We start from the raw sequence: 15,673 nt of genomic DNA on the forward strand, positions 1-15,673 counted from the left end.
TCCCTCCCCCGAGCGCAAGCATGAGCAGCCAGACCTACAGCATCTCCGACCTGTCCCGCGAACTGGACATCACCACCCGCGCCATCCGCTTCTATGAGGAGCAGGGTCTGCTCAGCCCTGAACGACGCGGCCTGGAACGCATCTACTCGGCCCGCGACAAGGTCACGCTCAAACTGATCCTGCGCGGCAAGCGCATCGGTTTCTCGCTGGCCGAATGCCGTGAACTGATCGAACTCTACGACCCCTCCGGCGGCAACCAGAAACAGCTCACCAGCATGCTGGCGAAGATCGCCGAACGCCGCGCCCAGCTCGAACAGCAGATGCTCGACATCCAGCAGATGCACCTGGAGCTGGACACCGCCCAGGAGCGTTGCGAGCAGGCCCTGGCCGCCACCCTGAACCCGCCGCACACCCACCGTTGATCCGCCACAGGAAGCCCGCCATGTCATTGCCCAAGAATGTCCGCCTGGTCGAAGTCGGCCCGCGCGACGGCCTGCAGAACGAAGCCCAGCCCATCAGCGTCGCCGACAAGGTGCGCCTGGTGGATGACCTCACCGACGCCGGGCTCGCCTACATAGAAGTGGGCAGCTTCGTTTCGCCCAAATGGGTCCCGCAAATGGCCGGCTCCGGCGAAGTGTTCGCCGGTATCCGTCAGCGCGAGGGCGTCACCTATGCGGCGCTGGCGCCCAACCTGCGCGGTTTCGAGGATGCCCTGGCCGCCGGGGTGAAGGAAGTGGCGGTGTTCGCGGCGGCGTCCGAAGCGTTCTCCCAGCGCAACATCAATTGCTCGATCAGTGACAGCCTCAAGCGTTTCGAGCCAATCATGGAGTCTGCCCGCAGCCAGGGTGTGCGGGTGCGCGGCTATGTCTCCTGCGTGCTCGGCTGCCCCTACGAGGGACGCATCAGCGCCGAGCAGGTGGCACCGGTGGCCAAGGCCCTGCATGACATGGGCTGCTATGAAGTGTCGCTGGGCGACACCATCGGCACCGGCACCGCCGGTGACACCCGCCGCCTGTTCGAGGTGGTCTCGGCCCAAGTGCCCCGCGCGCAGCTGGCCGGGCACTTCCACGACACCTACGGCCAGGCGCTGGCCAACGTCTATGCCAGCCTGCTCGAGGGCATCAGCGTGTTCGACAGCTCGGTGGCCGGCCTGGGCGGCTGCCCCTACGCCAAGGGTGCCACCGGTAACGTCGCCAGCGAAGATGTGGTGTACCTGCTGCAAGGGCTGGGCATCGAAACCGGCATTGACCTGAACCGGCTGATCGCCGCGGGCCTGCGTATCAGCGAAGTGCTCGGGCGCGCCACCGGTTCGCGGGTGGCGAAGGCCCGCGGCGTTCGCTGAGTCACACGCTTGTCACACAGGTGTGGGTGGAGTGTTACCGCCTACACGCTGCGCAGAAGAAAATCGGGTAACAGGGAAACAATTCGACAGATTTTCACGTGCCAATCTACTCTGCAAAATCAACAAGTCGTTGATTTTAAAGGGCTTTCAAAAGTTGGCACGCCACCTGCTATATCTTTAGGCATAACAAGAACAAAAAACGCGATACCCAATAAAAACAACAGTAAACGGCTCTGACATAACAAGAACAACACGGCAGAGGCGTAGCAAGCAGATTTTTTTGGAGTCGACGTGCATTCCAGGGGTTCCGGCCCCGCAACCTGGCAAGAACAATAAAACTACCTCCGAGGTAGCGGCAGTCAAGGTTGGATCACGTTGGATGAACGCAGGTCAGCGCTCAAAAAAATACGTTTGCTCTTGGCCCCGGTTGGGGGCCCCGCAGTGCAGAGACGACAGCCGACAAAAACAACAACAGGCCAGTCTCCAATAATAAGAAAAGAGCAGGCAACAACGCTTATGAGGGGAGCTTCGGCTCCCCTCAGTGCTTCCTGCCCTCCTCCTCCTCGCGCTTGTCCTCATGCTCGCCTTCGACCTTTTCCACCAGCAACGGCATGCTCGCCAGCACCAGCAGCGCCAGCACCGTGCTGACCAGCGCCGTGGCCTCGCGCCCCATGCCGGCGGCCGTGCCGATGGCGGCGGTCATCCATAACCCGGCCGCGGTGGTCAGGCCCTTGACGTGACTGGTGTCGCGGCCATTGCCCTTGAGAATCGTGCCCGCGCCGAGAAAGCCGATCCCGGCGACGATGCCCTGGATCACCCGGCTCAACGCTTGCTCGTCCGCCCCGGCCATGCTCGGTGCGAGGACGAACAAGGCCGCGCCCATGGACACCAGCATGTGCGTGCGCACCCCGGCCGACTTGCCCTTGCTCTCGCGCTCGAAACCCAGCACCGCCCCCAGCAAAGCCGCCATCAGAAGGCGGATGAGGATCCGCGAGACCTCGCGCGCGTCGGCGACATCGGCGAATTCGGTCTGCAACGCCGCCAAAAAGGCTTGCCAGAATGCTTCCATCGGGTGCCTCCAGAGATCCCGCCGAACAGGTCTCAAGAAGTGTAGGTGGATTGCTCTGGCGTGAAACCCTGCAACTGCTCCATCCAGTACGCTACGTCCAGTTCATCGATCTGCTCGGGGCGCAGGAAGCGCTCGGCATATTGCCGGTATACCCCGCTACTCAGGAACAAGCGCAGCAACTGCCCGTCGACATGCTTGTCCCGCGCCATGAACACCAGGATCTTCACCGACTCGGACAGGGTCTTCGGCGCCTTGTAGGGCCGGTCCGCCGCGGTCAGCGCCTCGAAGATGTCGGCGATCGCCATCACCCGCTCGGGGATGCTCAGCGCCTCCTGGCCAAGCCTGCGCGGGTAGCCGCTGCCGTCCATCTTCTCGTGATGGTTGCCGGCGATAGACGGCACGCGCCTGAGCTGGCGCGGGAACGGCAGCGCGCTGAGCATGATGATGGTCTGCACGATGTGCTCGTTGATCTTGAAGCGCTCTTCGTCGTTGAGCGTGCCGCGGCGGATCGACAGGTTGTACAGCTCGCCGTGGTTGCTGGCATGGGCCGGCAGGCGCATGTCGAAACCCCAGTGGTTGCGCGGGTCGTCCTTGGCCACCGGCGGCGTACGATCGCCCCAGGGCACCCGGTGCTCATCGCGGTCGGCAAGCAGGGGCTCGTCCACCGGCAAGGTTGCCGCCGAGATGTCGGTGAACCGCTCCGCCTCATCGCGGGAGATGCCCAGGCGGTTGTCGAAGTGCCGCCGCCAGCGGCGCTGGCCGATAGTGCGCAGGCGCTCGATATCGGCCTCCTGCATGAACTCGCCACCGATGTTGGCGTTGGCGACGAAGGCGAACTCCTCCTGCAAGGTTGCCCGGCATGCCTCCAGCGTGCGCCGCAGCGCAGGCTCGTCATCGCCGTTGGCCACGCCTTGCCAGTAGGCGACCTCGGCGTCGCGCCAGAGCACCTCGAAACGCATGCGCACCTCGTGGATGCGGTTGTACAAGGTCTCCAGCTTGGTCGCCTTGTCCACCACGTATTCGGGGCTGGTGATCTTGCCGCAGTCGTGCAGCCAGGCGGCCACGCGGAATTCGTAGCGCTCGGCCTCGCTCATGCTGAAGTCGGCATAGGGGCCGCTGTCAGCCTGCACGGCTTGGTCCAGGAGCATCTGCGCCAGTTGCGGCACCCGTTCGCAATGGCCGCCGGTATAGGGGCTCTTGGCGTCGATGGCGTCGGCCAGCAACTTGATCATGGCGTCCAGCAGGCGCTGCTGGGCCTCGACCAGCTGGCGGGTCTCGATGGCCACGGCGGCGGCTCCGGACAGTTCCTCGACGAAGCGCTGGAACGGCTGGCCCAGGGCCGCGTTCGCATCGGCGAGTTGCAGCACCAGGATGCCGAGCAGCGCCTGGCCGCGGTCATTGAGCACCACCGCCAGGCTGCGCCCTTGCCATGCGAGGGCCTGGGTAACCGCGCTGGCCAGGTCATGCCGCTCGCCTTCAGGCACCGCCAGTTCCTCAGGGTAGTCATGGCCGCGACTGGCGGCGGCCAGGCGCAACCGAGTGTTGTCGTCGTACAGGTACACCGCACCGGCGCTGACGCCCGCCGCCGCCACCAGGTGATTGAGCACGCCGTCGAGCATGCCTTCGAGTTGGGTCTCGCGGCTCAACGTAAGGGTGATCGCCTGGAAGTTGCGGATGGTGCCGGACATGCGGCTCAGCACCCGACTCAACTCACGTACTTCGGAAACCCGCGAGACAACGCCCACCTCACGGCTGAAATCGAAACTGGCCAGGCCCTGCACCTGCTCGGTCAGCCGGCGCAACGGACGGCCGATGCGCCGGCCAAGCAACCCGCCGAGCAACAGCAACACGGCGGCCAGTACCACCGCCCAGAGCAATTGCTCGAGCAGCACCTTGCGCGCGCCGGCCAGCAGTTCGTGGGCCGGCACGGCGATCAGCACCTGCAGGTGCTGTCCGGCCATGGAGGTAAGCGGCACGCGCATGCCGTACCAGGTCTGCCCCTCGACTTGGTACGGCTGCGGGCTCGCGCCCTGGGGCATGTCGGCGTAGATATGCGCAAGGCTGCCGATGCCCAGCTCGCCAATGCGCGACAGGCGCACGCTCTCACCCTCGCGCACGACCACCCGTTGCAGGTCCGGATAGGCCACCACGTTGCCCTGGTCGTCGACCACGGCGATCTCGGTACCTGCGGTAATGCGCAGGTCGCGGCTCTCGCTGGCCAAGTCGCTGACCGAGACATCCATGCCGATCACTGCCGTGCCCTGGGCACTGCGCTGGGCCATGGTCAGGCCGATCTCGCGGGTGGTGAAGAACACGTAGGGGCGAGTGAGCACGGTTTCAGGCTGCGCGCTCGCTTCGATGAACCAGGGACGTTGGCGTGGATCGTATTGATAGTCGGACTTGCTCTGGCGCTGCAACAGGGTCAGCTCCGCGTCATAGAAGCGCCACTCCCCCTGCATCGTGCCATCCTCGCCTTGGGTGACGGTCTGGACCAGGAACGCCGTGTCTGCCGGAGCAGCGAAGCGCTGCAATAATTGCGGGTCGCGCAAACGGCGGACCAGCAGGAATTCACCGTTGGGATAACCGACGTAGGCAGCGCTGAGCATGCGGTTGGCACGCAGACTCTCGGCCAGTTGCGGCAATTGCTCGAGACGCTCGGCCAACGTATCCGACGCCGGGCTGAAGGCCAGCAGACGAATGCTGCTCTGCACCGGGTCAACCAGGCGTCGGGCGCGCTCGTCGATGGTCCGGCCCACCTGCTGGGCGGCATCGCCGGCGGCGGCCACCAGGGCCTGGCGCACGCCCAGGTAGGCTTGCCAGGCCAGGGCCGCGCCCAGCGCCAGCATGCCCAGCATGATCGCCAATGCCACCAGCCATTGCAGGGAAATGCTCCGGCCACGGTTGTTCATGGCCGTCTACCTCGAGCGGACGCCCGTCCAGCCTGCCCTCTCAACACGCAGCCCATCCCAGGTACTCCCCCGTGTGGCGATTTCCACAGTGTAATCAGCCCATGCGAACGTGCCGGCCCGAGATATCCGCTGGCAGCGAGACAACCCGATAGTGGCACGACGCCATATAAGACTGCATGCACTTTTTCGAAGCGATTGCAGGCCGCGGTTCGCCGAGACATTCCATCGTATACAAAACAAGCGAATTCTGTTTACACTGCCTCGCGCCTACGACAACGGTCATCGCCGTTGCGTATTGCGACAGGCTCAAGCCATGCGACATCCACTGCCGCCCGCCTTCACCGGGCATCCTTCGCGAATGCCACTTGCCGCATTCGCCCTGTCACCGTCTGCCCACCTGCCCGATGCGCCCGCCATGGCGCAGCCTTGGCACGTGCGCGGTGAACCGTTCGCCCCTGTCATCGACGCCCGGCCACGCCGCGGCGCCTGACGGCCCTGGTGCGCCCGGCCCATGCACCAGGCGCCTCTCTACAATCAGAAAACACATCCCAAACGGGAGGGGACATACATGCCCAAGACCCTACTGGTCAAGAACGCCGAACTGCTGGTGACCATGGACGGCCAACGCCGTGAAATCAAACGCGGCGGCCTGTACATCGAAGACAACGTGATCCGCCAGGTCGGCCCCAGCGAAACGCTGCCGCAAAACGCCGACGTGATCCTCGACATGACCGGCAAGGTGGTCATCCCCGGCCTGGTCAACACCCACCACCACATGTACCAGAGCCTTACCCGCGTGGTGCCGGCGGCCCAGGATGGCGAGCTGTTCAACTGGCTGACCAACCTCTATCCGATCTGGGCGCGGCTGACCCCGGAGATGATCGCGGTCTCGACCCAGACGGCCATGGCCGAGCTGATCCTCTCGGGCTGCACCACCTCCAGCGACCACCTGTACATCTACCCCAATGGCTGCAAGCTCGACGACAGCATCCACGCCGCCGAGGAAATCGGCATGCGCTTCCACGCCGCCCGCGGCAGCATGAGCGTCGGCCGCAGCCAGGGCGGCCTGCCGCCGGACTCGGTGGTGGAAAAGGAAAGCGACATCCTCAAGGAATCCCAGCGCCTGATCGAGGACTACCACGACGCCAGCCATGGCTCGATGCGGCGCGTGGTGGTGGCGCCCTGCTCGCCGTTCTCGGTGAGCCGCGACCTGATGCGCGAAGCAGCGGTCCTGGCCCGCGAGTACGGCGTGTCGCTGCACACCCACCTGGCCGAGAACGTCAACGACATCGCCTACAGCCGCGAGAAGTTCGGCATGACTCCGGCCGAATACGCCGAGGACCTGGGCTGGGTCGGCCACGATGTGTGGCATGCCCACTGCGTGCAACTCGACCAGCATGGCATCGAGCTGTTCGCCCGCACCGGCACCGGGGTCGCCCACTGCCCGTGCTCGAACATGCGCCTGGCCTCGGGCATCGCGCCGATCCGCAAGATGCGCGACCACGGCGTGCCGGTGGGGCTGGGGGTCGATGGTTCGGCATCCAACGACGGCGCCAGCATGATCGGCGAGGTACGCCAGGCCTTGCTGCTGCAACGGGTCGGCTTCGGCCCGGATGCGATGACCGCCCGCGAAGCACTGGAAATCGCCACCCTGGGTGGTGCCAAGGTGCTCAACCGTGACGATATCGGTGCCCTGGCACCGGGTATGGTCGCCGACTTCGTCGCCTTCGACCTTGGTCATGTGGCCTATGCCGGCGCCCTCCACGACCCGCTGGCGGCGCTGGTGTTCTGCACCCCGACCCACGTCGACACCAGTGTGATCAACGGACGTGTGGTGGTTCAGGACGGGCGCATCACTACCGTCGACCTGCCAATAGTGCTGGAGCGTCATAACCAGTTGGCGCGTCAGTTGGTCATCGGCGAGTAGGCCGGCTATGGAACAGCCATCCCCCTGAGCTGCCGCGCCAGTTCCAGGGCCACGCGCCCGCTGGCCGGCGTGGGCATCAGCTGGGTGAACGGGATATCGATCATGCGATTCTCGCGCACCGCCCGCAGGCTCGAAAGCACCGGGTCGCGGGTCAGCAGCTGACGCTTGCGGCTGGCCGGCGACCACAGGGCGTCGGCCAGCAGGATCACGTCGGGGTCACTGCTCAGCAATGCCTCGCGGTTGATCGTCACGCGGTACTGGTCGATCCCGGCAAGCACATTGCGCGCCCCGGCGGCGGCCAGCAGCGGCGTGACGAACCCACGTCCGCCCTCGCTGTCCAGGCCCCGCACCTCGCTGTCGAGGTAGAACACCGACAGTGGCTTGCCGCTGGGTGCGATCGCCCTGGCCTGCGCCAGGTCGGTCTCCATCGCCTCGATCAATGCCTGCGCCCTCGCCTGTCTGCCCAACAGCTCGCCGAGCACAGTCAGGTCACGCCGGACATGGCCATAGTAGTCCAGCGAGTGGCCGTTACAGGCCGACTCGAGCAGGTAGGTGACAATCCCGTTGCCGGCCAATCTGCTGCGCGAGGTGATCCCATCGCCAAAGGCCGTGGCGAATCCACCGACCACCAGATCCGGCCTTTGCGCGTACAACACTTCGCTGGCCGGATACTCCCGGGCGATCACCGGCACACCCTGGTAGCGGCCCTGCTTGTAGGCGGCGCCGTTGTCGTCCAGGTAGGCCACCCCGACCATCGACGGCCCCGCGCCGAGGGCGAGCAGCAGGTCGGCCGCGTGCTGGTTGAGGGCGACGATACGCGCAGGCGCCGCAGCGGGCCGTTGCCAGTCCTGCCCGCAGTTGCGATAGCTGTCCGCCAGGGCCGGTGTGCCACAGCACAAGGCCATCGACAGCAGCCAGGCTTTACGCATCGCACGTCCCTCCCTTGATCAACAGTGCTTTGGCGACCCTTCCGCCCTCTAGATGCGTTTCCACCAATTCCTCCACCTCCCGATCATCACGTACCCGATACCAGCAGCCGTCCGGGTGCACCGTCAACACGGGCCCCAGGTTGCAGGGAAACTGGCAACCGGTGCGGGTCAGCAGCACGCCGCCCGGGGTCTCGATCAGGTCACGCTCCAGCAGCAGCCGGCGCAGGCGTTTCCACAGCGGCAAGGCACCGCGCCGCACGCAGCGAGGGCCGGTGCAGAGGAACACCTGGCGGGCATGTTCGGGCACCCGCGACCAGTCCGGGTCGCTGGCCACCGCGTTGACCTGGTCGCACGCCAGGTGACGGGCAGGTTCACCGATGCTGGCACAGGCCACTCGCGCATCCAGGCCGCGCCGCCCCAGGGCCTGGGCCGTGACCCAGACGCCGGCCCGAGCTTGCGCCAGGCGCCCCAGCTCATCGCGCAGCCAGTCCAGGTAGGCGCTGTCCGAGGTGGGTTCCAGGTCCACCACCAGCAGGCGTCCCACGCCCTGGTCGAGGGCCTCGCGGATCACCGCCCAGAGCCCGTCGAAACCCTCCAGGGTGTCGACGATATCCCGGCCCGCCTCGTGGCCACGCAGGTCGCGAATCTCGGCGCCGAAAGCTTCGGCCGCCGAGCCGCCACCCAGGCCAGGGCCGACGAACAACACGCGCTGGTAGTCCATGCTCACGCCCTCAGAAGGTGTAGGTGTAGCGCAGTTCGCTGGTGAACGGCCGCCCGAGGTTGTCGACATTGCTCGCCCGACTGGTGACATAGTCGCGGTCGAACAGGTTCTCCACCAGCAGGCTCAGCCGGTGCTGGCGGGCGCCGTCCAGGTAGCGGTAGGCATCGGCGTCGACCACCGAATAATGGCCGTAGTCAACACCTTTGGAGCTGACCACGTCGCAGATGTAGCGAATGGCGCCGCCGCCCCCCCACATGCGGTCCGCCGATTCGTAGCCGAGCCGCGAACGGGCGAAGAAACTCGGCACGTCGTTGATCGTTGCCCCGGTGCGCGACTCGGTGAGGTTGCGGGTCATGTCGGCCTGCAGGCTCCATTGATCGTCAAGCTGGATACGCGCATCGGCCTCGAAGCCACGCATCTGTACCTGCCCTTGGCCGTTGACCCACTGGCTGCCGTCCAGGGTGATCAAGTCGGTGATCTTGCGTCGGAACACGGTGACGCTGGCGCTGAATTCACGCTCCAGCAGCAGGCCGTGGTAGTCCAGGCCAAGCTCGGCATTGCGGCTCTTCTCGGGCTTGAGGTCGCGGTTGCCGATCTCGTCGCCAGGCTCGTTGACGAACAACTGCTCGGCATTGGGCAGCTTGTAGGCGCTGCCATACTGGCCGCGCAGTTGCCAGTTGTCGTTCAGGTCGTACAGCGAGGTGAGCATGCCGACGGTGGCGCTGTCGCCGCCGCTCATGGCCTCGTGGCGCAGGCCGAGGCTCGGGTGCCAGTTGGGCAAGGCCTCGATCCTGGGACGCAGTTGGGCGTACAACGCATTGGCCTGGGCCTTGTTGTCGTCGATCACCAGCACGTCGTCCTGGCCCTTGAACCACTGGTTGTCGGAACCGAACACCAGGACGTGGCCGCCGTCGAGTTCGGCCTTGCCCTCGGCCTGCACGCCCCAATCGGTGAAGCCCCAGTAGTCGTTGTGGTTGACCACGTCGCGGGATCCGTCGGCGCGGTTGTTGATGCGGGTGTAGCGGGTGTCCCAGTCGTTGACGTGGCCCTTGACGAAGTAGCTCAGGCGCTCGCTGATGCGCTGTTCGAAGGTAGCCGTGGCGATCTGCTGCACGCGGTCATTGGTGGTCTTGTAATTGTTCACCGGTCGGGCGAAATCGAGGTTGGCGTCTGTGTACTGGTAGAACAGCTCCAGCCGCGCATCGTCGCCGAAGGCCTGGATCGCCTTGCCGCCGAAGGTGGTCACCTCGTAGCCGCGCTTCTTGTCGCTGACGTTGCCGCTGTAGTCGCGGTTGCGAAACGGCTGGTAACCGTCGGAGACGTTGTGGCTGACATAGGCCAGCAGGCCCAGGTCGCCGAAGCCATTGCTGAAGATCCGCTCGACGCGGGCGTCCTTGCTGCTGCCGGCGAAGCTGTCCAGGCCCAGGTTGACCTCACCTGAAGCCTGACGACGTTGCGGGCTGCGGGTGACGATGTTGATTACCCCCGCCACGGCCTGGGTACCGAACAACAGGCTCTGGCCGCCCTTGAGCACCTCGATGCGCTCCACCGCGTTGGCCGGCAGTGTGTCCAGATACAGGCCGCCGTACAGGCGGTTGTTCAGGCGTACACCGTCGAGCAGGATCAGGGTGTCGTCGTTGCGCCCGCCGAGCAGCGAGTAGGTGCCGTAGTCGAACGGGCCGTTCTTCGGCGCGACGTAGAAGCCGGGGATCAACATCTGCATCACCCGGGTGATGTCGGCGCCGGGGCCGGCGCGCTCGATCTGCTCGCGGCTGACGATCTCGACCTTGCTGCCGTACTGAGCCATGGCGGCGACCGTGGTCGACTCCACCGACGGCGCGGCGACGATCTGCTGGTCGAGGATCAGGGGGGTGTTTTCGGCCAGTGCCAGGGGGCTGGCCAGGCAGCCCAGGAACAAGGTCCGGGCCTTGGGGAAACGACGTCGGGAGTGAATCACAGCAATCATGCTCTTCTCGAAAGTGACTTTCGCAGAAGCACGCAGGAGCACGGATCGCGCACACGCCAATACCGGCCCATGCCCGCCCACCGCAGGAGTTTGCCTACTACATTCCAGGCCGGTCTCCGGGCTCGCAAGACAAGATGCCTTCACCTTCCCATGACACGCGGGCCACAGTGGTCTGTCGAAGGCATCACTTGCATACCGTTGCGGGGGCAGCACCGGACTGGCGCGAAGCGCGTACCGGTTTCCCGTTTCACCCCATGCGCGGCGGCATGGGACACCTGAAATCGGTCGGCATCAGAACACCTGGCGCCGAGAGGCGTCAAGCGAGGCGGGTGAATCGTTTCGAATGTTTTTTATCGGCCGTTCACTCTAGGCAGATGTGTCAAAAGTTGTAAAATCCGCACGCCTAACCTATTCCCTTCGAGCTTTGCCGATGAAGCTGGCCCGCCACACACGATCGCAAGTCGCCTGGGTGCTGTATTTCAGCATCCTGTTCGGCTCGTTGCTGTGCGCCATGGGCCATGGGCAGATGGCCGGGCTGCGCCTGGCCGGCCTCGACGACGCCGCCTGGTGCGCGGCCGACAGCAGCGGCGTGTTCAAGGGCGACCAGGACATCACCGACCCGGTGCTGCCCGCCGGCGGCGACTGCGTGATCGCCAGCCTGTTCAGCGCCATCCTGCTGGCGGTGTTCTTCGGCTTGCTGGCCCTGCTCGCCGGGGAGTCGAGCAAACCCTTACCCAGACAACCCGCGCCACGGCTGCCCAAGCAGCGCTGGCCACTGGTCAACCCCCGCGCCTCCCCCGCTTCGCTTCTCGCGTTCTGACATCGCCACGCCCTCGAACTGCCTGATCGGCAGCGGGCGTGCGCTCATTGATTTCAGCCAGGAAGCCTTGCATGTTCCGCATGACCACTCTGGCGCTGCTCGTTGGCAGCGCAACCTGCGCCTGGGCGCAGGACGACACCCTCACACTGCCCGCCAGCAACGTCACGGCCACCGCCGAGCAACCCAAGGAGGCGACCAGCCTCGACCTCGACCGGCCCATCGAAAGCGGCTCACGCCTGAACCTCAGCGCCCGCGAGAACCCGGCCTCGATCAGCGTCGCCGACCGCAAGACCATGCAGCGCATCGGCGCGCGCAACTTCCAGGACGCCGCCAACGCGCTGCCCGGGGTCAACGCCTCGGCACCGCCCGGCTGGGGTGGCTACGTGTCGTATCGCGGCTTCAACGGCGCCCAGGTCAGCCAGCTGTTCAACGGCATCAACCTGCAGTATGGCGCCGCCGGGCGCCCGGTCGGGGCATGGATCTACGACCGTGTCGAACTGCTCGGCGGGCCGTCGTCGTTCCTCAACGGCAGCGGCGCCGTCGGCGGCAGCCTGAACATGATCACCAAACTGGCCAACCGCGACGAGGACACCTTCGAGGGCCGCGTCAGCTATGGGCGCTACGACACGATGGAAACCTCGGTCGGCTTCAACAAGGCGCTCAACAGCGGCGACGGCCCGCGCCACTACGCGCGGCTCGACTACAGCCGCACCAGCACCAATGGCTATATCGACCGCCAGGAGAACGGGGCCGGCAACCTGGCCTTCTCGCTGCTCAGCGACATCAACGACCAGCTGTCGCACACCCTGGCCATCGAGTACCTGGAAGAAAAAGAGGACAGTCCGTACTGGGGCACGCCGGTTCTGCAGCCGGCGGTCGGCACCTTGCACATCGACAAGCACAATCGCTTCAACAACTACAACGTCGAGGACGGCCGCTACGAGCAGCGCACCCGCTGGCTGCGCTCGATCACCGACTACCGCATCGACGACAGCAACCAGTTGCGCAACACCTTCTACCACTACAACGGCCAGCGCGATTACCGCAACCTCGAGGTGTACCGCTACAACCCCGGTAACACCGCCATCGCCCGCTCCGGCGGCTACCGCCAGCGCCACGACCAGGAGGTCAACGGCAACCGCGTCGAGCTGACCCACCAGGGCCAGCTGTTCGGCCTGGCCAGCGACTGGGCGTTCGGCGTGGACTACAACCGCAACCAGCAGACCGCCTACCCGTTGTCCAAGGGCGCGTTCGACAGCATCGACCCCAACGGTTTCCAGCCCGGCCACTTCCTCGACATTCCTGGCATGGACGCGCCACGCGCCAAGGGCCGCAGCACCACCACCGACACCACTGCGGGCTTCGTCGAGAACCGTACCCGCCTGACCGACCAGCTGTCGCTGGTCACCGCGCTGCGCTATGACCATATCGACTTCGACGTGGTCGACCACGTGACCCGGGCCAAGCTGAATCGGCGCTGGGATGCCTTTACCGGGCGCCTGGGGCTGGTCTACGACCTGACCTCCAATATCAGCCTGTATACCCAGTACAGCACCTCGGCCGAACCGCCAGGCGGCTCGCTCACCGGCGCGTCGATCAGCCAGGTCGGCGACTTCGACCTGAGCACCGGCAGGCAGGTGGAAGTGGGCAGCAAGTTCGACTTCCTTGACGGGCGCGGCTCGGCCACCGCGGCGGCCTACCGCATCGTGCGCAAGAACATCTCGGTGCCCTCCTCGACCGTGCCCAACACCACCGAGCAGGCCGGCCAGCAGACCTCCACCGGCATCGAGCTGGCGGCGTCGTTCAAGGTCACGCCCAAGCTGCTGGCAGCGGGCAACTTCAGCTGGGTCAACGCCGAATACGACGAGTTCAACGAGACCATCGGCGGCGTGGTGTACTCGCGCAAGGGCAAGACCCCGGTGAACATCCCGGACCGGGTGGCCAACCTCTGGCTGACCTACGACCTGGCGCCGGGCTGGCAGGTCGGCGCCGACGCCCGCTACGTCTCGGCGGTATACGCCAACACCGCCAACACCCAGTGGGTGCCTTCGTACACCGTCTACGGGCTGTCGATGACCCACGACCTGGACCAGCACGTGCAACTCAGCGCCCGCCTGCGCAACCTCACCGACGAGGTCTACGCCCGCTTCATCCACCAGACCAACACCCAGTACTACCTGGGTGAGCCGCGCAGCCTGGAAGTCGCTGTGCAGTGGCGCTACTGATGGGCCTGAAACGCCAGCTGTACCTGTGGCATCGCTGGCTGGGCATCGTCGCCTGCCTGTTCATGGCGCTGTGGTTCGTCTCCGGGGTGGTCATGCTGTATGTCGGCTACCCCAAGCTGACCACGGCCGAGCGCCTGGCCCACCTGCCGGCCTTGCCGGCGGGATGCTGCGCCGAGTTGCCGGCGCAATGGGCTGAGCAGCCGGTGAAGGCGCTGCGCCTGACCAGCCTGGGCGGGCAACCGTACTATTTGCTGGAGCTGGCGGACGGTCGCCGCGTCACCCTCGATGCCGCCAACGGCGAGCCCCTGGCCATCGCCGACGCGGCCTGGGCCCTGGCCAATGCCCGGCAGTACGCCGGCAGCGCGGCATTGGCTTACCAGGGCACACTGGACGAGGACATGTGGACCCACTCCCGGGCCCTGGACAGCGATCGCCCCTTGCACCGGGTGCAAGTGGACGATGCGGCCGGCACCTGGCTGTACCTGTCCGGGCGCACCGGCGAGGTGGTGCGCGATGCGAGCGGCCGTGAGCGCGCCTGGAACTGGGTCGGCGCCTGGTTGCACTGGCTCTATCCGTTGCGCGGCGGCCTGGGCTTCGACAATGGCTGGCGCACCCTGGTGATCGGCCTGTCACTGCTCGGCACGCTGATGGCGCTCATGGGCATCGCGGTGGGCATCCTGCGCCTGCGGCTGCGCAAGCCTTACCGTAGCGGATCGTGCAGCCCGTACCCCGGCGGCTGGTTGCGCTGGCACCACATCGGCGGGCTGCTGTTCGGTGGGGTGCTGGTGCTGTGGGTGTTCAGCGGGTTGATGTCGATGCGCCCCTGGGGCGTGACCGACAGCCGCTCGCAGATCGCCTTGCAGCAAGCGCCGCTGCGCGCCGCCGACCTGCAGTTGCCGATTGCCACGTCCCTGGCCCGCTTGCGCGACGAAACAGGGTTCGATGCAGTGGAGCTGCAGTGGCAACGCCTGGCCGGCGTCACCTATGCAGTGGCCCGCAGCGCCGACGGCGACAGCCGCATCCTTGAAGCGCACGCCGCGCCGGCGCGTACCTTCAGCCGGGAAAGGCTGCTGGCGGCCGCGCAAGCGATGGCTCCCGGGGTGACGGTGGAGGATGACTGGCAAAGCGCCTACGACTTCCACTACTTCGCCCGCGAGCCACAGAGCATGTACGGGTCCCAGTCGCGCCCACTGCCCGTGCTGCGCGTGCGCTTCGCCGACGCGGCGGGCACATGGGCCTACCTGGACCCTGCCAGCGGCACGCTGGTGGCCAGCCACGACCGGGCGCAACGTGCCGGGCGCTGGTTGTTCAACCTGTTGCACAGTTGGGATTGGCAACCACTGCTGGCGCGGCCGCTGTTGCGCGAAGGGTTGATCATCGGCCTGAGTAGCGGCGGCCTGGTGATAGCCCTCAGTGGTGTGGTACTGGGCTGGCGACGCCTGCGCAGGACTCTTCGGTAGCGTCATTGGGGCTGCTGTGCAGCCCCTTTCGCCTGACTGACAGCCATTGACGGCTACCCGCGCTTTTTCTTCACCCCACCCTGCCTGGCCTTGAACCGCGGATTGGACTTGCAGATCACATAGATCCGACCACGGCGCTTAACCACCTGGCAGTCACGATGACGGCGCTTGGCCTGCTTGAGTGAGGACAGGACTTGCATGAGAACCTCCAGATACGTAATAACATAACGTTAACGCAAATCATTCTCATCACACAACCGCCCTCTCAGATCTTTTTCTGGCGATGAATGGAACGCTGATGTAAT

Annotated in this window: 13 protein-coding genes and 1 riboswitch; of the genes, 7 read left to right on the forward strand and 6 right to left on the reverse strand. The window is 65.7% G+C overall.

All coding sequences use genetic code 11. The features are described from left to right. Positions 1–20 precede the first annotated feature (20 nt). On the forward strand, positions 21–422 hold the full coding sequence (locus LU688_RS15315) for a MerR family transcriptional regulator (protein ID WP_023631568.1): 402 nt from the start codon (positions 21–23) through the stop codon (positions 420–422). A gap of 20 nt (positions 423–442) precedes the next feature. Further along, complete coding sequence (locus tag LU688_RS15320) at positions 443–1,342, forward strand: hydroxymethylglutaryl-CoA lyase (RefSeq protein WP_094012571.1); 900 nt, start codon at positions 443–445, stop codon at positions 1,340–1,342. 538 nt (positions 1,343–1,880) lie between these two features. Here LU688_RS15320 and LU688_RS15325 read toward each other — a convergent pair. Further along, positions 1,881–2,411 (reverse strand): MgtC/SapB family protein, encoded by a 531-nt coding sequence (locus LU688_RS15325; RefSeq protein WP_038706226.1) that lies wholly within the window; start codon positions 2,409–2,411, stop codon positions 1,881–1,883. A gap of 32 nt (positions 2,412–2,443) precedes the next feature. After that, positions 2,444–5,320 (reverse strand): HD domain-containing phosphohydrolase, encoded by a 2,877-nt coding sequence (locus LU688_RS15330; RefSeq protein WP_160291316.1) that lies wholly within the window; start codon positions 5,318–5,320, stop codon positions 2,444–2,446. A gap of 313 nt (positions 5,321–5,633) precedes the next feature. Here LU688_RS15330 and LU688_RS15335 point away from each other — a divergent pair, with 313 nt between their 5' ends. Next, complete coding sequence (locus LU688_RS15335) at positions 5,634–5,810, forward strand: hypothetical protein (protein WP_158659505.1); 177 nt, start codon at positions 5,634–5,636, stop codon at positions 5,808–5,810. 78 nt (positions 5,811–5,888) lie between these two features. Then, positions 5,889–7,247 (forward strand): 8-oxoguanine deaminase, encoded by a 1,359-nt coding sequence (locus LU688_RS15340; protein WP_160291315.1) that lies wholly within the window; start codon positions 5,889–5,891, stop codon positions 7,245–7,247. A gap of 5 nt (positions 7,248–7,252) precedes the next feature. Here LU688_RS15340 and LU688_RS15345 read toward each other — a convergent pair whose 3' ends face one another. From LU688_RS15345 to LU688_RS15355, 3 genes are read right to left on the reverse strand one after another with little or no spacing between them, the layout of a single operon-like run. After that, entirely contained in the window at positions 7,253–8,176 is a 924-nt protein-coding gene (locus LU688_RS15345; protein WP_160291314.1) for an ABC transporter substrate-binding protein, read from the reverse strand. Beyond that, complete coding sequence (locus LU688_RS15350) at positions 8,169–8,897, reverse strand: (2Fe-2S) ferredoxin domain-containing protein (protein WP_201755143.1); 729 nt, start codon at positions 8,895–8,897, stop codon at positions 8,169–8,171. The genes LU688_RS15345 and LU688_RS15350 overlap by 8 nt, the downstream gene beginning before the upstream one ends. Before the next feature lie 10 nt (positions 8,898–8,907). Continuing rightward, positions 8,908–10,863 carry a TonB-dependent receptor plug domain-containing protein gene (locus tag LU688_RS15355; protein WP_160291312.1) on the reverse strand — a complete coding sequence of 652 codons (1,956 nt, stop codon included), beginning with the start codon at positions 10,861–10,863 and terminating at the stop codon, positions 8,908–8,910. A gap of 90 nt (positions 10,864–10,953) precedes the next feature. Continuing rightward, positions 10,954–11,157: riboswitch (cobalamin riboswitch) on the reverse strand. Positions 11,158–11,293: 136 nt separating this feature from the next. Here LU688_RS15355 and LU688_RS15360 point away from each other — a divergent pair. From LU688_RS15360 to LU688_RS15370, 3 genes are all read left to right on the forward strand, one after another. After that, positions 11,294–11,683 carry a DUF2946 family protein gene (locus tag LU688_RS15360; protein ID WP_038706229.1) on the forward strand — a complete coding sequence of 130 codons (390 nt, stop codon included), beginning with the start codon at positions 11,294–11,296 and terminating at the stop codon, positions 11,681–11,683. Positions 11,684–11,754: 71 nt separating this feature from the next. Beyond that, the gene (locus LU688_RS15365; protein WP_160291311.1) at positions 11,755–13,908 is read left to right on the forward strand and encodes a TonB-dependent receptor; all 2,154 of its coding nucleotides are present in this window, start codon (positions 11,755–11,757) and stop codon (positions 13,906–13,908) included. Positions 13,909–13,913: 5 nt separating this feature from the next. Beyond that, positions 13,914–15,368: a PepSY domain-containing protein gene (locus tag LU688_RS15370; protein WP_232888286.1), complete on the forward strand. Its 1,455-nt coding sequence runs from the start codon at positions 13,914–13,916 to the stop codon at positions 15,366–15,368. A 53-nt stretch (positions 15,369–15,421) separates the two neighbouring features. Here the strand turns inward: LU688_RS15370 and ykgO are convergent, their stop codons facing one another. After that, positions 15,422–15,568 (reverse strand): type B 50S ribosomal protein L36, encoded by a 147-nt coding sequence (ykgO, locus tag LU688_RS15375; protein WP_023632134.1) that lies wholly within the window; start codon positions 15,566–15,568, stop codon positions 15,422–15,424. Positions 15,569–15,673: the final 105 nt, after the last annotated feature.

Origin of the sequence: Pseudomonas soli (genome assembly GCF_021283165.2) — a bacterium.
Lineage (GTDB): Bacteria > Pseudomonadota > Gammaproteobacteria > Pseudomonadales > Pseudomonadaceae > Aquipseudomonas > Aquipseudomonas soli.